At 63.1% G+C, this 24,051-nt stretch carries 25 protein-coding genes and 1 pseudogene; 18 read left to right on the forward strand and 8 right to left on the reverse strand.

Annotated features, from left to right (window positions below):
- The first annotated feature begins 22 nt into the window (after nt 1-22).
- From H7R73_RS17155 to frdD, 6 genes are all read left to right on the forward strand, one after another.
- On the forward strand, nt 23-700 hold the full coding sequence (locus H7R73_RS17155) for a glycerophosphodiester phosphodiesterase (protein WP_043156366.1): 678 nt from the start codon (nt 23-25) through the stop codon (nt 698-700).
- A gap of 156 nt (nt 701-856) precedes the next feature.
- The gene (locus H7R73_RS17160) at nt 857-2,734 is read left to right on the forward strand and encodes a methyl-accepting chemotaxis protein (RefSeq protein ID WP_010673807.1); all 1,878 of its coding nucleotides are present in this window, start codon (nt 857-859) and stop codon (nt 2,732-2,734) included.
- Nucleotides 2,735-3,248: 514 nt separating this feature from the next.
- A complete protein-coding gene (frdA, locus tag H7R73_RS17165; RefSeq protein WP_010673806.1) occupies nt 3,249-5,033 on the forward strand; it encodes a fumarate reductase (quinol) flavoprotein subunit in 1,785 nt (594 codons plus the stop codon).
- A complete protein-coding gene (locus H7R73_RS17170; RefSeq protein ID WP_041215634.1) occupies nt 5,026-5,760 on the forward strand; it encodes a succinate dehydrogenase/fumarate reductase iron-sulfur subunit in 735 nt (244 codons plus the stop codon). Before frdA ends, H7R73_RS17170 begins: the two co-directional genes overlap by 8 nt.
- A 16-nt stretch (nt 5,761-5,776) precedes the next feature.
- Nucleotides 5,777-6,175, forward strand: a complete 399-nt coding sequence (locus tag H7R73_RS17175) for a hypothetical protein (protein WP_010673804.1) — start codon at nt 5,777-5,779, stop codon at nt 6,173-6,175.
- Between the two features lie 14 nt (nt 6,176-6,189).
- Complete coding sequence (frdD, locus tag H7R73_RS17180) at nt 6,190-6,546, forward strand: fumarate reductase subunit FrdD (RefSeq protein WP_010673803.1); 357 nt, start codon at nt 6,190-6,192, stop codon at nt 6,544-6,546.
- A 109-nt stretch (nt 6,547-6,655) separates the two neighbouring features.
- Here the strand turns inward: frdD and H7R73_RS17185 are convergent, their stop codons facing one another.
- Nucleotides 6,656-7,354, reverse strand: coding sequence for a DAPG hydrolase family protein (locus tag H7R73_RS17185; RefSeq protein WP_103259697.1), 699 nt, complete (start codon nt 7,352-7,354; stop codon nt 6,656-6,658).
- A 93-nt stretch (nt 7,355-7,447) separates the two neighbouring features.
- On the opposite strand from H7R73_RS17185, the gene H7R73_RS17190 reads away from it, so the two are divergent.
- Nucleotides 7,448-8,089 carry a TetR/AcrR family transcriptional regulator gene (locus H7R73_RS17190; RefSeq protein ID WP_103259696.1) on the forward strand — a complete coding sequence of 214 codons (642 nt, stop codon included), beginning with the start codon at nt 7,448-7,450 and terminating at the stop codon, nt 8,087-8,089.
- A 10-nt stretch (nt 8,090-8,099) separates the two neighbouring features.
- On the opposite strand, the gene H7R73_RS17195 is transcribed toward H7R73_RS17190, so the two are convergent.
- Nucleotides 8,100-9,320 carry a winged helix-turn-helix domain-containing protein gene (locus tag H7R73_RS17195; RefSeq protein WP_103259695.1) on the reverse strand — a complete coding sequence of 407 codons (1,221 nt, stop codon included), beginning with the start codon at nt 9,318-9,320 and terminating at the stop codon, nt 8,100-8,102.
- Nucleotides 9,321-9,394: 74 nt separating this feature from the next.
- The gene (locus H7R73_RS17200; RefSeq protein ID WP_039039566.1) at nt 9,395-10,036 is read right to left on the reverse strand and encodes a class I SAM-dependent methyltransferase; all 642 of its coding nucleotides are present in this window, start codon (nt 10,034-10,036) and stop codon (nt 9,395-9,397) included.
- A 187-nt stretch (nt 10,037-10,223) separates the two neighbouring features.
- On the opposite strand from H7R73_RS17200, the gene H7R73_RS17205 reads away from it, so the two are divergent.
- The 7 genes from H7R73_RS17205 to H7R73_RS17235 all read left to right on the forward strand — a co-directional run bounded on the left by H7R73_RS17205 (nt 10,224) and on the right by H7R73_RS17235 (nt 16,724).
- Complete coding sequence (locus H7R73_RS17205) at nt 10,224-10,889, forward strand: thermostable hemolysin (protein WP_182951337.1); 666 nt, start codon at nt 10,224-10,226, stop codon at nt 10,887-10,889.
- Entirely contained in the window at nt 10,886-12,367 is a 1,482-nt protein-coding gene (locus tag H7R73_RS17210) for an AMP-dependent synthetase/ligase (protein WP_103259694.1), read from the forward strand. The genes H7R73_RS17205 and H7R73_RS17210 overlap by 4 nt, the downstream gene beginning before the upstream one ends.
- On the forward strand, nt 12,364-13,020 hold the full coding sequence (locus tag H7R73_RS17215) for a TenA family transcriptional regulator (protein ID WP_042865119.1): 657 nt from the start codon (nt 12,364-12,366) through the stop codon (nt 13,018-13,020). The genes H7R73_RS17210 and H7R73_RS17215 overlap by 4 nt, the downstream gene beginning before the upstream one ends.
- Nucleotides 13,017-13,865, forward strand: coding sequence for an SDR family oxidoreductase (locus H7R73_RS17220; RefSeq protein ID WP_039039562.1), 849 nt, complete (start codon nt 13,017-13,019; stop codon nt 13,863-13,865). Before H7R73_RS17215 ends, H7R73_RS17220 begins: the two co-directional genes overlap by 4 nt.
- Before the next feature lies 1 nt (nt 13,866).
- Nucleotides 13,867-14,514, forward strand: a complete 648-nt coding sequence (locus H7R73_RS17225) for a tetratricopeptide repeat protein (protein ID WP_039039561.1) — start codon at nt 13,867-13,869, stop codon at nt 14,512-14,514.
- 81 nt (nt 14,515-14,595) lie between these two features.
- Nucleotides 14,596-15,288, forward strand: coding sequence for a response regulator (locus tag H7R73_RS17230; RefSeq protein ID WP_041215642.1), 693 nt, complete (start codon nt 14,596-14,598; stop codon nt 15,286-15,288).
- On the forward strand, nt 15,285-16,724 hold the full coding sequence (locus tag H7R73_RS17235) for an ATP-binding protein (protein ID WP_103259693.1): 1,440 nt from the start codon (nt 15,285-15,287) through the stop codon (nt 16,722-16,724). Before H7R73_RS17230 ends, H7R73_RS17235 begins: the two co-directional genes overlap by 4 nt.
- Before the next feature lie 67 nt (nt 16,725-16,791).
- Here the strand turns inward: H7R73_RS17235 and H7R73_RS17240 are convergent.
- Nucleotides 16,792-16,911, reverse strand: a pseudogene (locus H7R73_RS17240) (putative ATP-dependent zinc protease); the annotation flags it as partial.
- A 106-nt stretch (nt 16,912-17,017) separates the two neighbouring features.
- On the opposite strand from H7R73_RS17240, the gene H7R73_RS17245 reads away from it, so the two are divergent.
- On the forward strand, nt 17,018-17,965 hold the full coding sequence (locus H7R73_RS17245; protein ID WP_019706001.1) for an IS30-like element ISAs2 family transposase: 948 nt from the start codon (nt 17,018-17,020) through the stop codon (nt 17,963-17,965).
- Here the strand turns inward: H7R73_RS17245 and H7R73_RS17250 are convergent.
- Complete coding sequence (locus H7R73_RS17250; protein WP_232092791.1) at nt 17,894-18,358, reverse strand: ATP-dependent zinc protease family protein; 465 nt, start codon at nt 18,356-18,358, stop codon at nt 17,894-17,896. The two genes, H7R73_RS17245 and H7R73_RS17250, sit on opposite strands and share 72 nt — an antisense overlap.
- 391 nt (nt 18,359-18,749) lie before the next feature.
- Between H7R73_RS17250 and H7R73_RS17255 the strand changes: the two genes are divergently transcribed.
- The 3 genes from H7R73_RS17255 to efp all read left to right on the forward strand — a co-directional run bounded on the left by H7R73_RS17255 (nt 18,750) and on the right by efp (nt 21,697).
- Complete coding sequence (locus H7R73_RS17255; RefSeq protein ID WP_039041089.1) at nt 18,750-19,793, forward strand: GMP reductase; 1,044 nt, start codon at nt 18,750-18,752, stop codon at nt 19,791-19,793.
- 95 nt (nt 19,794-19,888) lie between these two features.
- Nucleotides 19,889-21,085, forward strand: coding sequence for an elongation factor P maturation arginine rhamnosyltransferase EarP (gene earP / locus H7R73_RS17260; RefSeq protein WP_103259692.1), 1,197 nt, complete (start codon nt 19,889-19,891; stop codon nt 21,083-21,085).
- A 45-nt stretch (nt 21,086-21,130) separates the two neighbouring features.
- Nucleotides 21,131-21,697 carry an elongation factor P gene (gene efp / locus H7R73_RS17265; RefSeq protein WP_010673788.1) on the forward strand — a complete coding sequence of 189 codons (567 nt, stop codon included), beginning with the start codon at nt 21,131-21,133 and terminating at the stop codon, nt 21,695-21,697.
- Nucleotides 21,698-21,791: 94 nt separating this feature from the next.
- Here the strand turns inward: efp and H7R73_RS17270 are convergent, their stop codons facing one another.
- From H7R73_RS17270 to H7R73_RS17280, 3 genes are read right to left on the reverse strand one after another with little or no spacing between them, the layout of a single operon-like run.
- Nucleotides 21,792-22,463: a methionine ABC transporter permease gene (locus H7R73_RS17270; RefSeq protein ID WP_103259691.1), complete on the reverse strand. Its 672-nt coding sequence runs from the start codon at nt 22,461-22,463 to the stop codon at nt 21,792-21,794.
- Complete coding sequence (locus H7R73_RS17275) at nt 22,448-23,242, reverse strand: methionine ABC transporter ATP-binding protein (protein ID WP_010673786.1); 795 nt, start codon at nt 23,240-23,242, stop codon at nt 22,448-22,450. Before H7R73_RS17275 ends, H7R73_RS17270 begins: the two co-directional genes overlap by 16 nt.
- Nucleotides 23,239-24,051, reverse strand: coding sequence for a MetQ/NlpA family ABC transporter substrate-binding protein (locus tag H7R73_RS17280; protein WP_042014517.1), 813 nt, complete (start codon nt 24,049-24,051; stop codon nt 23,239-23,241). Before H7R73_RS17280 ends, H7R73_RS17275 begins: the two co-directional genes overlap by 4 nt.

The following is a 24,051-nucleotide window of genomic DNA, read 5'->3' on the forward strand; positions in this document are numbered from 1 at the left end:
AAAGACGACAACAGGAGCCATCATGCAGATCATTGCCCATCGCGGTGCCAGCGGCCTGGCCCCGGAGAATACCCTCAAGGCGATGAGCCTGGCGCTGGATCTGGGTGCCAAAGCCATCGAGCTGGACGTGCAGTGGGCCGACGGAGAGCTCTGGGTCTTCCACGACCGGCGGCTGGAGCGCTGCACCAACGGCCAGGGTGTGCTGACCGGGCAATCCCGGGAGTACCTGGCGAGCCTGGATGCGGGGGACGGGGAGCGGATCCCGACCCTGTGGCAGGTGATGGCACTGGTGGCGGGGCGCTGCGAACTGCACATCGAGCTCAAGGGCGCCCACACCGCCGAGCCGGTGGCCGCCCTGACCAGGCGGGCCGAGGCCGAGCTTGGCTTTACCCAGGCGCACTGGATCGTTTCCTCCTTTCATCATCCCGAGCTGTTACGCTTCAAGGGACTGCGACCGGAAATCAGGATAGGCGCCCTCACGGCCAGCCTGCCCCTCGACGGCGCCGCCTTTGCCGAGACGCTGGGGGCCTGGTCACTGAACTGCGACGTGGATTTCGTCGACGAGACCCTGGTGGCGGATGCCCATCGCCGGGGGCTCAAGATCCTGGTCTACACGGTCGACGAAGTGAGTGATGGGAGCGCCCTCGCCAGCATGGGTGTCGATGGCATCTTCACCAACCGGCCAGATCGATTCAGCTGAGTATCGGCGCGCCCTGGCAGGCCACAAGGAGGTGAAAAGAATTGAAAAAATGCGGTGCACCGGGATACATAAAGTCCATAGCCAGCCGATACAGAGTTGGCTCATAACAATAACAAACACCATGGATCTCTGACTGACGCTCACAAGGATGTAAACATGAACCTATCCATCAAGAACAAGCTGGTCCTCTCCATCGGGGCCATCATTCTGGTCATCACCGGCCTGCAGGTCTGGTACAACACCTCCCAGTTGCGCAGTGAAACCCAGCGGCTGATCTGGAGCTTCATCGACGACAGCTCGGTCGCCAACGTCAAGGGGATCTCCCGCTGGCTCGACGCCCGCATCAATCTCGTCACCGCCACCAAGGAAGCCTTCGCCAAGGAAGACGAGCCCCTCAGCCACCTGGCCCAGTCCATGAATGCGGGCAACTTCGATCTCGTCTACGTGGGCACCAAGGATGGCCGGATGATCCAGAGCAAGCCGACCGATCTGCCGGCCGGCTATGATCCGCGCCAGCGCCCCTGGTACAAGGACGCCATGGCCGCCGGCAAGCTCGCCATCACGGCTCCCTATGCCGACATCACCACGGGCCAGCTCATCATCACCATCGCCGAGCCCTTCAGTCGCGGCAACACCGACGGCGTCATCGCCGGTGACGTCTCCATCGACGGCCTGGTGAAAGACGTGCTCGCCATGAACTCGGAAGGCACCTATGCCATTCTGGTGGACAGCAACGGCACCATCATCGCCCACCCGGACAAGGATCTGACCCTCAAACCCGCCACCGCCATCTCCCCGGAACTGACGGCAGCCAAGGTCAACGAGCTGGCCCATGACAACACCATCTCCGAGATGGATATCAGCGGCAAGGCGAGCGTGTTCGACCTCACCGAGATCCCCAACACCAACTGGTATTTCGGCATCGTGGTGGACGAAGCGGTCGCCTACCAGTCCGTCTCCCGCATGGTCACCTCCGCCCTCATCCAGGGATTGCTGACCATCCTCATCGTGGCGGGCTTCTCCTATGTCGCCATCAACGGCTCCCTGGCGCCGCTGAAAACCCTGGGCGAGGCAATTGCCGATCTCTCCCGCGGCAACGGCGATCTCACCCGTCGCATCAAGATCGAGCGTGAAGACGAGGTCGGTACCGTCGCCAAGCACGTCAACACCTTCATCGAGCGCATCCACGTCATGGTGCAGGACATCTCCAACTCCTCCACCCAGCTCAACCAGCAGGCCAGGTCTTCCCACGACATGGCGGAGAAATCCAACCAGGGGCTGGCCCGCCAGCAAAACGAGATCTCCCAGATTGCGACCGCAGTACACGAGATGTCCGCCACCGCCGTCGAAGTGGCCAGCAACGCCGAGCAGACCGCGGAAGCGGCCCGCAGCTCCTCCAGCAGTTGCGAGCACGGCAAGCAGGTGATTGCCCGCAACCAGCGCTCCATCACGGATCTCGCCACCCAGGTCAAGCAGGCCTCCGGCATCATTCAGGAACTGGAGAAGAACGCCCAGGAAATCAACACCATCCTCTCCACCATCCAGGGCATCGCCGAGCAGACCAACCTGCTGGCGCTCAACGCCGCCATCGAGGCCGCCCGGGCTGGCGAGCAGGGACGCGGCTTTGCCGTGGTGGCCGACGAGGTGCGGGTGCTTTCCCAGCGCACCCACAGCTCCACCGTCGAGATCCGCAGCATGATCGAGACCCTGCAGCGCAACACCCAGGGCGCCGTCAGTACCATGCACGAGGGTCAGTTGCTGGCCCAGAACAGCGTGGAAGATGCCAACGATGCGACCCAGGCGCTGGAGCAGATCACCACCTCCATCAACCAGATCTCCGACATGGCGACCCAGATCTCCAGCGCCGCCGAGGAACAGCGTGCCGTCACCGACGAGGTGAGCCGCAACATCCAGGCGGTCAAGGATGTCTCGGACGAGCTGGCAGTGGATGCGGACAGCTCCCGCAATCTGTCGGCCCAGCTTAAAAATATTTCAGGTGAATTGAATAATCAGGTCGGCATGTTCCGCATCTGATCGACCATGGGAAGAAAGGGGCCGTTCAGGCCCCTTTTTTATAAACCCTTTTTGTTTCAACGGTTATAATCCCCTTTCGAGACCCTCAACCCTGTGATCGACATCTCCTTTTACCCATGTGTGGGAGACGGGCCCAGTCTGTCATGGCTATATTCGCATTACTTTTTTGATGCCTAACCTCGATATGTCATCGTGATAATAGTTATCATTAAACTGTTTTGATAAAAAACTTAAAAACTTTATGGGTAATACCCAAAAAGAGAGGCATTTCTCATTTTTTTGAAAGAAAACTACGTATAATCTTGGAGTTAAAATCACCAGAGTAGCGAGTACGGCTGATCCAGATCACTGATGGATGGCGATAATGACGGCATTTTCATCCAAGGAATGGGGTGGTTGTAATAAAAATCACCGTTGCCAAGCACTAAAACAAAGCAGTTTGACTTGCATCAAGCCTGAATTTTTTTCATAGAGCAAAATCGTGCTCAGCAAATCTATCCCTAAGGAGGCAGATGTGGATATTATCAAGACCGATGTTGCCATCATCGGTGCCGGTGGCGGTGGCCTGCGTGCCGCAATCGCCATTGCAGAAGCCCACCCGGAGCTGGAAATCGCCCTGATTTCCAAGGTCTATCCGATGCGCAGCCACACCGTGGCCGCCGAAGGTGGCGCCGCAGGCGTCGTCCGCGATGACGACTCCCTGGAAAACCACTTCAACGACACCGTCTCCGGTGGTGACTGGTTGTGTGAGCAGGACGTAGTCGAGTACTTCGTCAACAACGCCACCAACGAGATGATCCAGCTGGAGCACTGGGGTTGCCCCTGGAGCCGCAAACCGGACGGCAAGGCCAACGTGCGCCGTTTCGGCGGGATGAAGATCCCCCGCACCTGGTTCGCCGCCGACAAGTCCGGCTTCCACATCCTGCACACCCTGTTCCAGACCTCCATCAAGTACCCGACCATCAAGCGCTTCGACGAGCACTTCTGTCTGGATCTCATCGTGGAAGATGGCCGTGTCCAGGGTGTCGTCACCTTTGACATCCAGAACGGCATCACCCGCTTCATCCAGGCCAAGTCCGTGGTGCTGGCCACCGGCGGCGCCGGTCGTGTCTATCGCTACAACACCAACGGTGGCATCGTCACCGGGGACGGCATGGCCCTGGCCTACCGCCACGGCGTACCGCTGCGGGACATGGAGTTCGTCCAGTATCACCCGACCGGTCTGCCGGGCACCGGCATCCTGATGACCGAAGGTTGTCGTGGTGAGGGTGGCATCCTGCTCAACAAGGATGGCTATCGCTACCTGCAAGATTACGGTTTAGGCCCGGAAACCCCCGTCGGCCAGCCGAAGAACAAGCACATGGAGCTGGGTCCGCGCGACCGTCTCTCCCAGGCCTTCTGGCAGGAGCAGCAAAAAGGCCGCGTGATCCAAGGCCCCATGGGCGACGTGGTTCACCTCGACCTGCGCCACCTTGGCGAGAAGTACCTGAAAGAGCGTCTGCCCTTCATCTGCGAACTGGCCAAGGCCTACGTGGGTGTGGATCCGGTGAAAGAGCCGATCCCGGTACGTCCGACCGCCCACTACACCATGGGTGGCATCGAAACCGACGGCAAGTGCGCCACTCGTCTGGCCGGTCTCTATGCCGCTGGCGAATGTGCCTCCGTCGGTCTGCACGGCGCCAACCGTCTGGGTTCCAACTCCCTGTCCGAGATCGTGGTCTTCGGCAAGGTGGCCGGTGAGCAGGCAGCCGAGTTTGCCGCCACCCAGCAACACGGCAACACCCAGGCGCTGGTCGCCAAGGCCGAGGCGCTCATCAAGCAGCACCTCTCCCTGCTGGACATCGACGGCACCGAAAACCCGGCGGATATCCGCAACGAACTGGGCATGTCCATGGAAGCCGGTGTCGGTATCTACCGTACCGAAGAGCTGATGCAGGGCACCATCGACAAGATCAACGAGCTGAAAGCCCGTTACAAGAAGATCAAGATCAACGACAAGTCCTCGGTCTTCAACACCGACCTGCTGTACGCCATCGAGCTGGGCTACATGCTGGACGTGGCGGAAGCCATGGCGCACTCCGCCATCAACCGCAAAGAGTCCCGCGGTTCCCACCAGCGTCTGGACGGTTACGAGGAGCGCGATGACGTCAACTTCCTCAAGCACACTCTCTCCTTCTACAACGGTGAAGGGGCCCCGACCATCGACTATTCCGATGTGAAGATCACTAAATCCCAACCGGCCAAGCGCGTGTACGGTTCCGAGGGTGAGAAACAAGACGAGGCTAAGAAGAATGGCTGAGATGATCGAAATTGAAATCCTGCGCTACCGTCCCGAGCAGGATAACGAGCCCTGGATGCAGACCTTCCAGGTGCCCTACCTCAAAGAGATGTCCCTGCTGGATGCGCTGCAATACATCAAGGATCATCTGGACTCCACCTTGAGCTTCCGCTGGTCCTGCCGGATGGCGATCTGCGGCTCCTGCGGCATGATGGTCAACGGCATTCCGAAACTCGGTTGCAAGACCTTCCTGCGGGATTACCTGCCGGGCAAGATGACTATCGAACCGCTCAACAACTTCCCCATCGAGCGCGATCTGGTGGTCGACATGTCCGACTTCATCGAGAAGCTGGAGAGCATCAAGCCCTACATCATCCCGTCTGAGCCGCGCAGCCTGTGCGATGGCGAGTACACCCAGACCCCGGCTGACATGGCGAAGTATCACCAGTTCTCCATGTGCATCAACTGCGGTCTGTGCTACGCGGCCTGCCCGCAATATGGCATCAACAAGAAGTTCACCGGTCCGGCGGCCCTGGCACTGGCCTATCGCTACAACGCCGACAATCGCGACAGCGCGTCCAAGGAGCGGATGAAGATCATCAGCCAGGACGAGGGCGTCTGGGGCTGTACCTTCGTGGGCTACTGCTCCGAAGTGTGCCCGAAGGGCGTGGATCCGGCCGCCGCCATCCAGCTTGGCAAGGTCGAGAGCGCCAAGGACTACATGATCGCCATGTTCAAGCCGGATTGAGACCAGGAGTGAGACCATGAACAACACTGAGAGCAAACGTAAGCCTTACGTGCGCGAGATGAAAAAAGACTGGTGGCTGAAGAATGCCTTCTACACCGGTTACATGATCCGCGAAGGCACCAGCATCTTCGTCTCCATCTACGCCGTCGTGCTGATGTGGGGTCTGCTGCGGCTGGTACAGGGTCAGGAGGCATTCAATGGCTGGCTGGAATCCCTGCAGAGCCCCATTGCCATCCTGTTCCACGTCATCGCCCTGGCAGCCTGCCTGTTCCACGCCAAGACCTGGTTCGCCCTGGCCCCGAAAGCCATGCGCATCTTCCGTGGCGAAGACCTGGTGCCGGAGAAGCCGATCGTCATCGCCCAGTATGTGGCGCTGGCGGCGGTATCCCTGCTTGTCCTGATCATCGTGGCCTGATTTGAGGAAAAAATATGAGACGTTCTGACGAGCCAATTTACTGGGGTCTGTTTGGTGCGGGTGGCATGGTGGTTGCCATGCTGCTGCCGGTCATTGTCCTCATCACAGGTCTGCTGGTGCCCATGGGTATCATGGACGTGGAGACCATGAGCTACGAGCGCGTGCTGGCATTCGCCAGCTCCTGGTGGGGTGCCTGCATCCTGCTGGTGATCATCGCCCTGCCCGTCTGGCACGGCATGCACCGCATCTACCACGGCCTGCACGATCTGGGGATCCACACCACCAAGCTGCACCACTATGTGTTCTATGGCTTCGCCTTCCTGGTGTCCGCCATCACCGTCGGTCTGCTGATGGTGCTGGTGCTCCAGTAAGCACATCCTGACTGCATGACAAACCGGGCCCAGTGCCCGGTTTTTTTATGACCATCTTCCGCGGCTCATCTCCATCCGGCAGCTGTCCTGCGCACTCGTTCGGCATCCTTCACCAGAGCCTCGGTGCCGGCTCACGGCCGTTTTCCGCGTAGTAGAGCGACGGCAGAAACTGCGCCAGATAGCTGAATTCGCTGTAGCAGTGGCGCATCCGGTTGAAGCCTATCTCGTCCGGCACCTCGTCAAGCGGATTGGTGCAGGCCTTGCCCAGCAGGAAGCGGCTGCGCAGCACACAGCCGTAGGGGGTATCGCGCGCCAGGTGCAACATCTCGCCATCCAGCGGCGCCCCCTGCTCATCCAGCGCCACCTCATCGCCAAAGCCGATACGGGCGCAGATGGCGGCAGAGAGAGCCTGCGTCTCCCGCGCCTCCTGTAGCGATTGCGGGGCGAACACCTCTTCGGCGCTGTGGAACTTGAGGCGAGCTGCCACCGGCGGCAGCTCGGCAAGCCACTCCACCGCCTCTATGCTGGCTCCCACGAAGCGCTCCCCTTTTTTCCAGTGATGATCCCAGCCCCGGTGCTCGACATGATCGTGCGGGTGCCACCACCTGATGTGCTGGGTCGTCTCGAAGAAGGTGAACCACCAATCCAGCATGCGCCCCTTGCAGCCGTGCAGATCGGTGCGGATGGCGACCGTCAGCAGGCCGTCGGTGCTGCGGGTCAGACCCATTTCCAGGCGAAGGGGTTGCGGGCTGAGCAACTCGTTGATGTCATTGACGCCCCAAGGGGCAAACAGGGCAGAAGGATGCATGATATGACTCCCATAAATTTAGGAAACGAAGTTCGTTTCTTAAATTACGCTATGCCTGTATGCTGGGTCTGTCAATGCTTTCCAGGAGCCCATATGTCACACCCGAACGATGAAGAAACACGCTCACGAGGCCGTCCGGTCACCCCGGAAGCCGACCTTCGCGCCGCCCTCGCCGAGGCGACGCTGACCTTGTTGCTCAAGGGAGGCTACAGCGCTGCGACCGTGGATGCGGTGGCCAAAGAGGCGGGAGTTGCCAAGAAGACCCTCTACCGCTTCGCCGCCAATCGCGACGAGCTGGTGGCGCAGGCGGTGCGCAGCTGGACCGATGCCTTCCAGCCGGCCTTCGAGCAGGATGCCGCTCATCCAGGCGCCCTAGGGGAGATGCTGGAGCTGGGCTTGCAGGCCATAGCGGGACAGGTGCTGAGCGCACCGGCGGTGGGCATGTTCCGGCTGCTGCAGCATGAGTTCGCGGGGCGGGATGCCCTGCTGGCGGCCTATCAGGAGAACGGTATTGCCCGCGGCAGGGCGACGCTGGCGGCGTGGCTACAGCGCCAGCAGCAACTGGGCTGGCTTCGGGAGCTGGACACCGCCCAGACCAGCGATCTGTTGCTGGCGATGACCATGGCGGAGCCGCTGCGCCAGATGGCGCTCGGCTTGCTGGCGCCGGGCAGCGACATTCGCGAGCGCATCACCGCGGCCGTTGCGCTGGTGCTGCCCGGCTTGATGCGAGGGTAGGCGTCCTTCCTCAGCGTGCCACCTCCTGCCATTGAGCCAACAAGGGCGCAGGGATGGCGCCGTAGCGCAGGGTCGGGGTCTGGTGCCACTCCGCCAGCTTCTGGATGGCCTTGCCCAGATCCTGGGCCAGGGTCCGGGTCACCCTGACCCCGTCTTCCAGATAGAGGCTCTTGACCTCAAACACCCCCTCCTTGCGATGGGCCTTGGCGTCCATCCTGCCCACCAGCTTGCCGCGATGCAGCAACGGCAGCACGAAATAACCGTACTGGCGCTTGGGGGCCGGGGTATAGCACTCGATGCGATAGTCAAAGCCAAACAACTCGCTGGCCCGCTTGCGATCCCACACCAGCGGGTCAAAGGGCGAGAGCACGGCGGTGTGGCTCGCCTTGAGGGAGCCCGCCTGGGCCCGGACCAGTTCATCGGCCAGGGAGGCGTGAACGAAGGCTCCGTGCTGCCACCCCTCCACTCGTACCGGCAACAGCTCCCCCTCATCCGCCAGCTGGTGGAGCAGGGCGTCGTATTTCCCCCGTTTAAGGCGATAGTAATCCGCCACCCAGCCGGTCTTGACCAGCCCCAGCGCCCGGCAACTGGCTCGCACCATGTCCCGCCGGGCGAGATCAGGACTCGGCAGATCCCGCTCGTCATTCCACTCCGGCATGACCCGCTCGGCGAGATCGTAGACCCGCTGGAAATTGCGCCGTTCGCGCACCATCAGCTGGCCTGCGGTAAACAGCACCTCCAGGTGGCGCTTTTCGGGCTTCCAGTCCCACCAGCCGTTGCCCTTGTCCCCCTTGCGCTCGAAGTCTGCCGCCCGCACCGGGCCATCCTGGCGTATGCGCTCGACTATCTGCGCTATCTCGCCGCCGTGGGTCTTGAGCCACTGGGCGGAGAACTTCCAGCCCATGGCGGCGGGATCCAGCATGCGATGGCGCAGCAGCCGGTAATCTTCCCGGGGGACGAAACAGGCCTCATGAGCCCAGTATTCGAAGAGGTCACCATCGGCCAGCAGTTGTTCCAGCCAGCGCGGATCGTAGTGGCCGAGACGGCTGAACAGCACCAGATAGGGGCTGCGGGCCACCACGGAGATGGTGTCTATCTGCAGCAACGCCATGCGGCGAATGCAGGCGAGCAGGTCGGCGGGGGTTGCACTGGCGCGGCGCGGGGTCAGCAGCCCCTGGGCCGCCAGTTGCAGGTGGCGAGCGTCTTGCAATGAGAGGTGGGGGATCGACATGGAGATAGGGGCATCCGTTCCTGGGTATCAGGCCACCAGCATGCCCAACTCATGGCCAAATGAAAACGCCCGGCTCAGGGTTTGGTGAACACCGCCACATCCGCATGAGGAAACTCGACCTCTGCCTGCCAGCGGGCCGCCAGGGCACGGAACGAGGCCTCGGCGAAGAAGACGATATGGGTGGGATCGTGGCGATAGCGCCAGGTCTTGAAGCGATCGTCCCCCAGTACCCGCTGGGTCTGCAACACCAGCACCCCGCCGGGCTTGAGACAGCCCCAGAGCGTGTCCAGCACGGCGCGGGGGGTGGCGATGTGCTCGATCACCTCGGTGCTGGTGATGAAGTCATATTGCCTTGTCAGGCACTCTGGGTCGTCGGCATAGAACTTGTCGTAGCCCGCCATCTCGAAGCCCGCCTCCCGCCCCATGGCGATGAGGGCAGGCCCGGGGCCGCAGCCAAAATCGAGGCCGCTGGCAGGAGGCGACACCCGGGCCAGCACCTCGCCAAAGGCACGCATCAGAAAGGCCCGGTAGCGGGGATCGTCCACCCGGTTGTCGTGCCCGTCATAGACCGCCTTCTCGGCCCCCTCGTCCAGGTGGTCCGCCTCGTCCATCCAGACCAGCTCGCACGCCAGGCAGCGGTAATAGCCCTTGCCCGCCACCGGCAGGGCATGGTGCCGAGGGGAGAGACACAGGGGACAGTGAACAGGGGATGACATGGCAGCTCCTCGGGTGGCGACAGCGGGGCAGATTGCCTGCCACGCCCGCTGCTGGCAACTGTTTTGTCTGGTGCCCCCATCGACCCCCGTTCACCCCCCGCCAGTTTTTTTCGTCTTTTTTTGCGCCTTAAGGGTTTCTTAAGTTTGCCCTTTTACTCTCATCCCATCGCAAGAGAAGGAGCCAACCATGACCATCGAGATCCAAGCCCCCTACCGGTTGATCCTGGCCGAATCCCCGCAGCAGGTCATGGCACTGCAAACCTATATCCAGGCCGCCTATACCCTCGAGTTCAACGCCCGCATTCCCCATTTCCTGCCCTGCCTGCTCGGGCTCTACCGGGCAGATGGCGTGCTGGTCGGTGCCTGCGGCATCAACCAGGCCTGCCATGGCGAGCACGAGCAACCGCTCTATCTGGAGCAATATCTGGAGCAGCCTGTCGAGGCCGCCATTGAGACCCGTCTCGGGGTCCGTCCGGCCCGCCACCGCATCATCGAAGTGGGCAATCTTGCCTGCAGCGAACCGGGTCACGCCCGCCTGATGTTTGCCGCGCTGTGCCGTCTGCTGTGTGACAACGCCCTGGATTACGTGGTGTTCACCGGCACCGCCAAGCTGCGCAACAGCTTTACCCGCCTGCGTCTCAACCCGGTGGAGCTGGCACTCGCAGAGGCCCATCAGGTGGGAGAGGATGCCAGCGCCTGGGGCGAATACTACCGCTGCCAGCCCAAGGTGATGGCAGGCGACATCAACCAGGGGCGCGAGGTGCTCGCACAGAGCAGCCTGCTGCTCAACCTGCTGGGGCCCATGCCCCGCCTTTTTAACCATGCCGACATCGACAGGAGGTGCGCGCAATGACGCTGTTCGACACCATCGCCCACCATGCCAGCCAGACCCCGCACCAGCCTGCGCTGCTAGGCAGCCAGGGTGAGCTGGATTACCAGAGCCTGTGGCAGCAGATCCAGCAACTGGCAGGAGTGCTGCAAGGGGCCGGCATCCGCCGCCTGGCCCTGCAACTCGACAACGGCCTGCCCTGGGCGCTGATCGATCTCGCCTGCACCTGGGCCGGCATCGTGGTCATCCCGGTTCCCCACTTCTTCAGTCCGGCGCAGCAGACGTGGCTGCTGGAAAGCAGCGGAGCAGACGCCCTGGTCGGCCCGGAGCACCAGGGGTGGCAAGCCGCCTCACCCCTCGTGCTCATGGCAGGCAGGCCCGATGAGCAGGCCGTGCCCCTGTGGCGCCGCATCCCGGCACGCCTCCCCGAGTTGCCTGCAGGCACCGCCAAGATCACCTATACCTCGGGCACCACGGGGCAACCCAAGGGCGTCTGCCTGTCGCTGGAGCAGATGACCTCGGTCTGCGAGTCCCTTGCCCTGCGGGTGGCCCCTGCCCGGGTTGAGAAACACCTGACCCTGCTGCCCCTCACCACCTTGCTGGAGAACCTGACCGGCTTGTATGTACCGATGCTGACCGGCGCCTGCAGCCGCATCCCCTCCCTGGGGGAACTCGGCTTCTCGGGCTCCAGCAAGCTGGATCCTGCGGCCCTGGCCCAGGCACTGCTGCGCTGGCCCAGCCACAGCCTGGTGTTGGTCCCCGAGTTGCTGCGCCTGCTGCTGGCCCTGTGCCTCAATACCCCTGCCCTGGCAACACAGCTCGGCACCCTGCGCTTCGTCGCCGTGGGCGGCGGCAAGGTCGCCCCCGAACTCATCGCTCACGCCCGTGCGGCGGGGCTGCCGGTCTACGAGGGATACGGTCTCTCAGAATGCGGCTCCGTGGTCGCCCTGAACGGCCCCCACGGGGATCGTCCCGGCAGCGTCGGCCTGCCCCTGCCCCACTGCCAGGTGACGATCGCCGCAGACGGCGAAGTCATGGTCAGCGGCAGCGCCATGCTGGGCTACCTGGGGGAAGAGGGCGAGACGGGCAGCCAGATCGCCACAGGGGATCTGGGTCGGATCGACGAGGAGGGCTATCTCCATATCACGGGGCGCAAGAAGAACGTGCAGATCACCGCCTTTGGCCGCAACTTCTCCCCGGAGTGGGTGGAAGCCCAGGCCCAGCTCTGCCCGGCCATCGCCCGCATCGTCATCTTCGGTGACGGTCAGCCCGCCAACGTGGCCCTTATCCAGCCGCTGCCGGGCAGCCAGTCCCAATTGCCAGAGCAGATTGCCCGGCTCAACCAGCAGTTGCCCGATTACGCCCGCATCCATCACTGGTTGCCGGTCGCCCTGGATCAGCTCCCTGGCCTCCTGACGGCCAACGGGCGCCCCCGTCGCAACGAGATTTATCACCATTTTTCCCGGCAGATCAGCCAATGCCTCACAGGAGAGACCTCATGAGCTTCTACCAGACCCTGCAACAAGCCACCGCCTGCGAACGCGAACGCCTGTTCAACGCCCCCATCATCGAGGCCTGCCGCCGCGGCGACATCAGCCGTGACACCTACCTCGCCTTCCTGGCACAGGCCTACTACCACGTGCGCCACACGGTGCCGCTCCTGATGGCCACCGGCGGCAAACTGGGGCAGGAGTACGAATGGGTGCGAGGCGCCATCAGGGAGTACATCGACGAGGAGTACGGCCATCAGGAGTGGATCCTGAACGACATCCGTGCCTGCGGCGGTGATGCCGAGGAGGTGCGCCACGGCCAGCCGGGCCTGCCCATCGAGCTGATGGTGGCCTTCCTCTACGATCAGATCCAGCGCGGCAACCCCATGGGCTTCTTCGGCATGGTGCAGGTGCTGGAAGGCACCAGCGTCGCCATCGCCCTGACCGTCGCCGACCAGCTCAAGAGCGGTCTGGGTCTGCCGCCTCAGGCCATGAGCTACCTGAGCTCCCACGGGGCCCTGGACCAGGAGCACCTCAAATTCTTCGAATCCCTGATGAACCGGGTGGAAGATGCCGCCGATCAGGCCGCCATCATTCACGCCGCCAAGGTGGTCTACCGCCTCTATGGCGACATGCTCTATCAGCTCACGGGATCCTGCCAATGAAGCTTGAAGGCAAACGCATACTGCTGACTGGCGCCAGTGGCGGCATTGGTGAAGCCCTGGCCCATGAACTGGCGGCCCAGGGTGCCCATCTGCTGCTGCACGGTCGTCGGGCCAGCGCCCTGGAGCGCCTGCGCCGGGAGCTGCCTCATCCGGATCGCCACCAGACGGTGACGGCCGATCTTGGCTCTCCCCATGAGCGGGCGCAGCTGCTGCAACATCCGGCCCTGGACGAGGGGCTGGACGTGCTCATCAACAGTGCGGGCTGCAACCAGTTCGCCTGGCTGGAAGATCAGAGCAGCGAGCAGGTGACACGCCAGTTGCTGCTCAACGTCGAGGCGCCCATCCAGCTCACCCGGGCCCTGCTGCCCCGGCTGCGCAAGCCCGCCATCATCATGAACATCGGCTCCAGCCTCGGGGCCATCGGTTTTGCCGGCTACAGCGTCTATTGCGCCAGCAAGTTCGCCATGCGCGGCTTCAGCGAGTCCCTGGGGCGGGAGCTGGAGGGAACCGGCATCAAGGTGCTGCACTTTGCCCCCCGTGCCACCCGCACCCACCTCAACTCCGAGGCGGCCTATGCCATGAATGCCGAGCTCGGCACCCGGACCGACAGCCCACAGGACGTGGCCGAGGAGGCCGTCATCGCCCTGTGCAACGAGACACGCCGCCGCTGGCTCGGCTGGCCGGAAAAGCTCTTTGTGCGGCTCAACGGCCTGCTGCCCGCCTTGGTGGACATGGCCCTGGCCAAGCAGCGCCCGATCATCGAGCGCCACGCCCGCCGCACCGCCTCCCCAGCCCCCGATCACAGGAGCGATCCCGCCTGTGCGACAAACGAGAAGGAACATTGAGATGAAGCACACCACTTTCCGTCCCCGATTTGGTCACGGCCCCCTGTTGCTCGCCCTGGGAGGCCTGCTGGCAAGCGGTCTGGCCCAGGCCGCCGATGCCCTGCCCACCATTCAGCAGGAGTGGGCCCACTGCCAGTACCAGCAGACCGGAAAAGCCAAGGAGAGCTGCCTGGAGAGCCTGAGTGCCAAGGCCGATGAGGCGAGCGCCAAGGAGGCATTTCGCACCGATCTGCTGATCTGGTCCGCCATCGTCAAGAGCACCTGGGCGGGGGCCAAGGGCGGCCTCGGCGCCCTTGGTCTGGTGAAGGAGGCCAAGGCCAAGCTCGAGATCGCCATCAAGCAGGATCCCAAGGCGCTGGAAGGCTCGGCCTACACCAGCCTGGGCTCCCTCTACTACCAGGTACCGGGCTGGCCGGTGGGCTTTGGAGACGACGAGAAGGCGGAGAAGCTGCTCAAGCAGGCGCTGGCCATCAATCCCACCGGCATCGACCCCAACTTCTTCTACGGCGACTTCCTGCTGGATCAGGGTGACAAGGCACAGGCGAAGATCTATCTGGACAAGGCCCTGGCCGCCCCGGCGCGCCCTGGCCGCGAGGTGGCGGACGAGGGCCGCAGAATGGAAATTCGCGAGCGTCTCGCCAAGCTGTAAACACAAGCAGCACAGTGTGCTATTTCAACTCTGCCCACCAGCTAGCATACTGGTGGGCAGTGTCGTTTGAGGGAGAGAACAATGCGGATCCTGTTGGTGGAAGATGATGTGATGCTGGGAGACGGCATGGTGGATGCCCTGCGCAGCAGCGGCTACACGGTGGACTGGCTCCAGCAGGGGATGCCGGCCCTCTCGGCGCTCAAGAGCGAGGAGTTTGCCGCCCTTGTCCTGGATCTCAACCTGCCGGACATCGACGGCATCAGCCTGCTGCGCAAGTTGCGCCGGGAGGGGCAGACCCTGCCCGTGCTCATCCTGACCGCCCGTGATGCCCTGGACGACCGGGTACTGGGGCTGGATGCAGGCTCCGACGACTACATGGTCAAACCCTTCGCCCTGCAGGAGCTCAACGCCCGGCTGCGCGCCCTGGTGCGGCGCAGCAAGGGGCAGGCCCAGGCGGTGCTGGAGTACGGGGAGCTGCAGCTCTTCCCCGCGTCACAACAGGTCACCTATCGGGGCGAGCCGGTCAAGCTCACCCCCCATGAGTACAAGCTGTTGCAGGAGCTCATCACCCAGAGCGGCCGGGTATTGAGCCGGGATCAACTGCAACAGAGCCTCTACGGCTGGGACGAGGGGGCAGAGAGCAACGCGGTGGAGGTGCACATTCACCATCTGCGCAAGAAATTCTTCCCCGAGCTCATCCGCAACATTCGCGGTGTCGGTTACATCGTGCCCCAGCTCGACGTCCAGGGCGCAAGAGGAGCCTCCGCTCCATGAGCCGTGTCCGTTCCATCCGCCGTTTCCTGCTCTCCGGCATCCTGGCCCTGGTCAGCCTCAGCCTCGCCATCAGCGGCCTTATCGGCTACCTGCAGGCCAACCACGAAATGGAAGAGCTGTTTGATGCCCGTCTCGCCCAGTCCGCCCGCATCACCAACCAGTTGCTCAGCCGCTATCTCAAGCAGAGCGGCGAGCTGCCGCGCAACGGCACCGTGTACCAGGAGTGGGTGCAGGCCGTCCCCGAGACGCCCCACATCGAGAAGGGCGGCTTCTTCCAGTTCGGCCAGGACAACGAGTTCACCCCCTATGGCCATGAATTCGAGCACAACCTCTACTTCCAGTTGCTGAGCGAGCAGGGCGCCGTGCTGCTGCGCTCGCCCAATGCCCCGGCCCAACCGTTGACCACCCTGGAGCGGGGCTTCAACAGCGAAACCAAGGATCACCACGAGTGGCGCACCTTTACCCTCTACAACGAAGGTGAACAGACCTGGCTCATCGTGGCGGAGCGGGATGACGAACGCAGCGAGCTGGCCAGCAAGATGGCCACCCTCACCATGCTACCCCTCTTCATCACCCTGCCCTTCCTGCTCGGTCTGCTGTGGTGGCTGATCACCCGGGGGCTGTCACCGCTGCACCAGCTGGCGCAAGCCATCGGCGAGCGTCATCCCGCCAACCTGAGCCCCCTCAATCTCACCATCAAGGCCGAGGAGCTGACGCCGCTGGTGGGGGAGATCAACCGGCTGATGCACGCCCTCGCTGACACTCTGGATCGGGAGAAACAGTTCACCAACGAGGCCGCCCACGAGCTGCGCACCCCCCTCGCGGTGCTGCGCATCCACAGCGAGAACGCCATGACGGCCGAGGATGATCAGAGCCGGGAGCAGGCCCTGCGCAAGATGCTCTTGGCCCTCGATCGCAGCGACCGGCTTATCCGCCAGTTGCTGACCCAGGCCCGCATCGACAACCAGCAGAGCCCGGCCCTCACCGCCCTCCCCCTGTTCCCCCTGTTGCAGGGCACCCTGGCGACCCTGGCCCCCATCGCCCTGAAAAAGGATCAGCAGCTGTCCCTGGAGGGCGCCGAACAGGTGCAGGTAATGGGACAGGCGATGTTGCTGGAGCTGATGTTCGGCAACCTCATCGACAATGCGCTGCGCTACACCCAGGTGGGCGGCGAGGTCGCCGTGGTGGTGAGCCAGGTGGGCAACCGGATCCGGGTGGATGTGCGGGACAACGGCCCCGGCATCCCCACCGCCGCCCTCTCCCGGTTGTGCGAGCGCTTCTTCCGGGTCAATCCCCAGCAGGGGGATGGCGTGGGCCTTGGCATGGCCATCGTTTCGCGCATCGCCCAGCTTCACGGAGCGGATCTCGACATCCACAACCGGCCCGAAGGGGGGCTCGAAGTGAGCGTGCTGCTGCCCGCCTCGCGCCAGGCATGAGGGGTCAGCCTTTGCGCACGCCATGAAAAACGGGGGCCAGGCCCCCGTTTTTCATGGCAGCCCCACCCTAGTCGCAGGTGGGCTGTACCGTGAAGGTCCGGCTCGAATCCACCGGTCCCAGCTCCGCCAGCAGACGGCGCCCCAGCAGCACCGGGTAGATCATCTTGCTGCGATCCCGCAGGGTGAACCGGGAATTCAGATAATAAGTGCGACACTCATGGATGAATGGCGAGAGGTGGCCAACTGCTGATTGGTGGTACCCTTCTGCTCGCCAAAGTAAAAGCAGTATCACCATGAGCTATCAGCAGTTGACCGAGGGGCAACGATACCAGTTATCGGTGCTTCGCGCACAGGGGATGTCCATCCTTGCCACCGCACGCGCCATTGGCGTTCATCGCTCCACCCTCTACCGGGAGCTGCGTCGTAACGCCGGGCCGCAGGGCTACCAGCCAGACAATGCGCATCAGCACGCCACCCACCGACGGGCCAGTGCGGCCAAATCTCGGCTATCTGCCGATGTCATCCAGTTTGTCGAGCTGACACTCGCCTGGTGGTGGAGCCCGGAGCAGATAAGCGCGGTGGGCAAGCAGATAGGCCTCATGGTGAGTCACGAGTGGATATACCGCCATGTGGCCGCCGACAAAGCCCGGGGTGGCCAGTTGTACCGCCATCTGCGCCAGGGCCACAAGCGCTACCGCAAGGGGGCGAGCAGCCTGCGTTCTCCCATCAAGGAAGCCCGCTCTATTGATGAACGGCCGGCTATCGTCGATAGCCGGGAGCGGCTCGGTGATTGGGAGGCGGACACGGTGCTGGGCAAGCAAGGCACAGGTGCACTGGTCACCCTGGTGGAGCGCAAGAGCCGGCTCTATCTGGTCAAGCGGGTCGCGAGCAAACAGGCTGGGGTGGTGCGGGATGCGATAATCGAGATGTTAACGCCCTACATCGAGCAGGTGCATACCATCACCTTTGACAACGGCGGCGAGTTTGCCGAACACAAGGCGATAGAGGAAGCGCTGGGTGCCGAGACTTACTTTGCGCACCCTTACTCTTCGTGGGAGCGCGGTCTGAACGAGAACAGCAATGGGCTGTTGAGGCAGTTTATCCCAAAGGGAACAGACCTGAGAGAGGTCACGGACGAGGATGTCAGGAGAGCGGAGCAGTGGCTCAACCTACGACCTCGGAAATGTCTCGGATTCAGGCAGCCTGTCAAGGTATTCGAAGAGTACCGTCAGGCGGCATAGGCGAGTGTCGCACTTCGAAGTTGAATTCGCGAACCACTCCTTGTAGACCTGGTCCCCGACGCAGACGGACATGGTCACCGTCGGGCGCTGCTCCATGCCGCCCGCCCCGCGCACCGTCACGCTGCGCTCCACAGGTCGCTCCACGCTCCGGCGCACCACCTTGTCGGTATTGGCATCGGTCAGCACCAGGTTGAAGCGCACCCAGGGCTTGCCATCCTTCTTGAAATGCTTCAGGTCGCGGGCATCCAGCGACGAAGTGAGGGCACCGGTATCGAGCTTCATCTTGACCGCCACTCCGTAGGGCATCAGCACCCCCTTCTCGATCCAGCCATAGCTGGTCTGGGCCGCCATCGCGCTGCCGCACAGCGCCCACATCATGGCCGCCGCCACCATTCTCTTGCCCATCTTGCTCTCTCGCCTTGTCAGTCTTGCGCCCAGATGTATCACAGCCAACTGCCGGGTCAACCGGATTCTGGCGTGCAGGGGAGCGGGCTCTGGACGCGGTGCCAACAGGCGACAATCCATGCCGGGCACGGTGCGTGAGTGGGGAATGCAGCAGGAAAACGAGGGGAGAACAGGGTGCTGGATGACGCTGGCGGCCATCCTCAGGTTGTGACGCCAAAGGCTACCACAGCGGTGCGTGAATTATCAGTCTTGTTCTGACGGGATTTTTGCCTACACTGCTGTAAACCGGAGGGCCTGAAAACCACCGGTTTTTTTGCGCCTGCCGAAAAGTTGCCACTGCAAAGTGAGCTCTCACACAAGGCTCAATAAGGAATTCGCAATGCGTATCGAAGAAGACTTGAAGCTCGGTTTCAAGGATGTCCTGTTTCGCCCCAAGCGCTCTACTCTCAAGAGCCGTTCCCAAGTCAGCCTGACCCGCCAGTTCACCTTCAAGCACACCCAGACCCAATGGCAGGGCGTGCCCGTCATCGCCGCCAACATGGATACCGTCGGCAGCTTCGCCATGGCGCGTACCCTGGCCAGCTTCGAGATGATGACGGCGGTGCACAAGCACTACAGCCTTGCGCAGTGGCAAACCTTCGTCAATGAGACCGACCCGGCCCTGCTGGGCCACGTAATGGTCTCCACCGGCACCTCGGAGGAGGACTTCACCAAGACCCGCCAGATCCTCGCGATGTCCAGCGCCCTGCGCTTCATCTGCGTGGACGTGGCCAACGGCTACTCCCAGCACTTCGTCGAGTTTCTGCGCAAGATCCGCGAGGCCTGCCCGAACCACGTCATCCTGGCGGGCAACGTGGTGACCGGCGAGATGGTGGAGGAGCTGATCCTCTCCGGCGCCGACATCGTCAAGGTGGGCATAGGCCCGGGCTCGGTCTGCACCACCCGGGTCAAGACCGGGGTCGGCTACCCGCAGCTCTCCGCCATCATCGAGTGTGCCGATGCGGCCCACGGCCTGGGTGGCCAGATCGTCGGTGACGGCGGCTGCACCTGCCCGGGGGATGTGGCCAAGGCCTTCGGCGGCGGCGCCGACTTCGTGATGCTGGGGGGCATGCTGGCCGCTCACGAAGAGTGCGGCGGTGAAATCGTCGAGGTCGATGGCGAGCCCTTCATGAAGTTCTACGGCATGAGCTCGGCCAGCGCCATGGACAAGCACGCCGGCGGCGTCGCCGAGTATCGCGCCTCCGAAGGCAAAACCGTGCTGCTGCCCTACCGTGGCCCGGTGGAGAACACGGTGCGCGACATCCTGGGCGGGGTGCGATCCACCTGCACCTATGTGGGGGCCAGCCAGCTGAAAGAGCTCACCAAACGCACCACCTTCATCCGGGTGCGCGAGCAGGAGAACAACGTCTACGGCAAGGAGTAACCTGCCACAGACCCCGTCACGCGCTGACGGTTAGAAGCCGACCAACCGGTGTGCTACCCTGCGCACCGGTTTTTTTGCATCTGGGATCCCGCGCCATGACAAGCCCTCTCCCCCCCTTCGACTGGGACATCTTCTGCTGCGTCGTCGACAACTTCGGTGACATCGGCGTCACCTGGCGGCTCGCCCGCCAGCTCAAACAGGAAGGCGCGCTCCCGGCGCAGAAGAGTGAGGTGCAGGTGCGGCTCTGGGTGGACGATCTGGTTAGCTTCGCCCGCATCTGCCCGGCGCTCGACCCCGCACAGGACGGTCAGTGGGTCGATGGCATCTATGTCCAGCACTGGCACGAGCGCCTCCCCGCCGACATGACCCCGGCCAGGGTGGTCATCGAGGCGTTTGCCTGCGAGCTGCCCGCCCCCTTTATCGAACGCATGGCCGAGCAGACCATGCCCCCCTGCTGGATCAACCTCGAATACCTCTCGGCCGAGAGCTGGGTCGAGGATTGCCATGGCCTCGCCTCGCCCCAGCAGGTCGGCAGCCGGCGCCTCGACAAATACTTCTTCTTCCCGGGTTTCACGCAGAAAACGGGCGGCCTCTTGTGCGAGCACGGCCTTATCGTCGAGCGCGAGCGCTGGCAACAGGATGAAGCGGGACTGACTGCCTACTGGGCCAGCCTCGGCCTGCCACCCCAACGAGAAGACGAGCTGCGGGTCAGCCTCTTTACCTACGAGAGCGAGGCCCTCAGGAGCCTGGTCGAGGGCTGGCGCCAGAGCGTCCCCCCCGTCACCCTGCTGCTGCCGCTGGGGCGCTCCCTCGACGACGTGCTTATCGGCGCAGGGCTGGCAGAGGCCATTCCCGGAGCCCGGGCCGGAGATCTGCTCCAGGCGGGCAACCTCACCATCAAGCTGCTGCCGATGACCGATCAGAGGGGCTACGATCGCCTGCTGTGGAGCTGCGATCTCAACCTGGTGCGCGGGGAGGACTCCTTCGTGCGGGCCCAGTGGGCGGGGCGCCCCTTCCTCTGGCATATCTACCAGCAGGAAGAGGATGCCCACATGGTCAAGCTGGACGGTTTTCTCGACCACTACCTCTCCCCCTTGCCAGCGTCGGCCGGTCAGTGGCTGCGCCGCTTCAACCATGCCCTCAACCGGGGGGAACACACCGTTGAACTCTGGGCACAATGGCCGCAATACGCGGCCATATGGCAGCAACATGGGCGCACCTGGCCACAGAGGCTGCTGGCGGACGGGGATCTCGTCACGAGGTTGGTGAAATTTTTAGAAAGCCGTATATAATCTGGCAGTTTTTATCCGTCCGTTTCACGAACAGGAATTTTTTACATGAAAACCGCACAGGAAATCCGCGCTGGTAACGTAGTCATGATCGGCACCGAGCCGATGGTGGTCCAGAAGGCTGAATTCAACAAATCCGGCCGTAACTCCGCCGTGGTCAAGATGAAGCTGAAGGGTCTGCTGAACGGCAGCGCCACCGAGACCGTCTTCAAGGCCGACGACAAGCTGGAAGTCGTTCAGCTGGAGCGTAAAGAGTGCACCTACTCCTACTACTCCGACCCGCTGTATGTCTTCATGGACACCGAGTACAACCAGTACGACGTCGAGAAAGACAACCTGGGTGATGCCCTGAACTACCTGGTAGACGGCATGGAAGACCTCTGCGAAGTGACTTTCTACAACGAGAAAGCCATCTCCGTAGAACTGCCGACCACCATCGTGCGTGAAGTCGAGTACACCGAGCCGGCCGCCCGTGGCGACACCTCCGGTAAAGTGACCAAGCCTGCCCGCCTGAAGGGCACCTCCTACGAGCTGGCCGTTGCCGCCTTCGTGGAGATCGGTGACAAGATCGAAATCGACACCCGTACCGGTGAATTCAAGCGTCGCGTCAACTAAGTTGACCCCTTGATGTGATTGCAAAAAAGCGAGCCTTTGGCTCGCTTTTTTATTGGCTGGCACCTCACGGCCGACCTGATGAGAAGCCGTGCCCCTAGCGGCGATGGGCCAGTGCCCGCACCAGCCTGTCCCCCACCCCCTGTACCAGTTGCACCAGCAGCAGCAACATGACCACTGTCCCTGCCATCACCTTGTCGTCAAAGCGCTGGTAGCCGTAGCGGATCGCCAGATCCCCGAGCCCGCCGCCACCGACCACCCCCGCCATGGAAGAGAAGCCAATGAGCATCACCACCGTCAGAGTGAGTCCGGCCAGCAGCGCCGGCAAGGCCTCGGGCAGCAGCGCCTTGACGACCACGTGCCAGCCGCTGCCCCCCATGGCGAGCACGGCTTCGACGCGCCCCTTGTCCACCTCATCAAGGGCGCTCTCCACCACCCGGGCAAAGAAGGGGAAGGCCCCCAGGGTAATGGGGACGATGGCGGCGGTGCTGCCCAGTGAGGTGCCGACCACCAGCCGGGTCAGGGGGATCAGGGCGATCAGGAGCACCACGAAGGGGAGCGACCGCCCGATGTTGATACCGATCCCCAGCACCATGTTGAGACGGGGCAAGGGCAGCACGCCCCCGGGACGGGTCACCACCAGCAGCACCCCGGTCGGCAGCCCCAGCAACAGGGTGAACACGGCCGCCACTCCCACCATGTAGAGCGTTTCGAGCGCCCCCTGATACATCAGTTCGAGCAAGGCATCGGCACTCAGGCGACTCTGCATAAACGCACCTCCTCTGTGACTCCGTGACGCGCCATGAAACGCCGCAGGATCTCGGGATCCGGCAACAGGGCCTGCCGCACGCGGGAGTCTGGGTTGGCCAGCAGGGTGCCCAGAGCGCCGCTTTCCACCAGCTGACCCCGTTCAAGCAATGCCGCGTGATCGCAGATGGCCCTGACCACCTCCAGCTCGTGGGTGATGAGCACTATGGTGATCCCGAGGCGGCGGTTGATGTCGGCAAGCAGCGCCAGCACCGACTCCGTGGTCTCCGGATCCAGGGCACTGGTCGCCTCGTCACAGAGCAAGTGGCGCGGATTGGCGGCCAGGGCGCGGGCGATGCCCACTCGTTGCTTCTGCCCCCCCGACAGCTGGGAGGGGAAGGCGCGACGGTGCTCGCCAAGCCCCACCAGTTCCAGCAGCTCGCTGACCCGAGCCGCCCGCTCCCGGCGCGCCACTCCGGCGATTTCCAGCGGGACTGCCACGTTCTCCTCCACGCTGCGGGCGTGCAGCAGATTGAAGTGCTGGAAAATCATGCCGGTCCCCTGACGGTGGCGGCGCAAGGCCGCCCCCTCCAGTGCCGTGATGTCGCGGCCATCGAACAGGATGCGGCCCCGGCTTGGCCGCTCCAGCAGATTGAGGCAACGAATGAGTGTGCTCTTGCCCGCGCCGCTGCGCCCGAGAATGCCGTAGATGGCCCCATCCGGAATCTCGAGCGACACCCCCTCCAGAGCGGGTTGCCCGTGCCCCGGGTACTGCTTGCCGAGCCCCTCCAGCACTATCATGACTGCCGCCCGGCCACCGGGATCACCGACCCCTTGTAGCTCTTGCGAATGAAGTCGGCGATCGCCCTGGACTCCAGATCCCGCGCCAACTGGCGGATCCGCGGATCATCCTTGAGCGCCGGGGTGGTCACCAGGATGTTGGCGTAGGGATTGTTCTGGGCGCTCTCCAGCCCCAGGGCATCGCGGGCAGGCTCCAGCCCCGCCTCCAGGGCATAGTTGCCATTGATCACCGCCAGATCCACGTCGTCGAGGGAGCGCGGCAGCTGTGGCGCCTCGATCTCCAGGATCCTGAGCGCCTTGGGGTTGGTGGCGATGTCGTGCACCGTCGCCAGATCCCGCGCCGGATCCTCATGGCCGGCCTTGAGGGTGATGAGCCCCTCGTGCTGCAACAGATAGAGGGCCCGGCTCAGGTTGGTGACATTGTTGGGCAGGGCTATCACCGCCTTTTCCGGTACCTCCCTCAGGTGCTTGAACTTCTTCGAATAGATGCCAAGAGGCTCCACGTGTACGGTCGCGGCCACCACCAGCTCGGTGCCGAGCGCCTTCTCCTGATCCCGCAGGTAAGGGACGTGCTGGAAGTAGTTGGCATCCACATCACCCGCCACCAACAGGGCATTGGCATTGATGCCGCCGCTGAGCTCGATCACCTGCAGATCCAGCGAAGGGTCCTGGCGTTTCACCTCGCCGAGGATATCCGCATGGGGCAGTGGATCCGCGGCAACCCGCAGCGCCTGGGCTGCCTGGGCGGAGAGAGAGAGTCCGAGGGCCAATACCAGGCCGCTCAGGGAAAACAGTCCGTGCTTGTTCAT

Origin of the sequence: Aeromonas sp. WP2-W18-CRE-05 (assembly GCF_014168615.1) — a bacterium.
In the GTDB taxonomy this organism is placed as follows: domain Bacteria; phylum Pseudomonadota; class Gammaproteobacteria; order Enterobacterales; family Aeromonadaceae; genus Aeromonas; species Aeromonas caviae.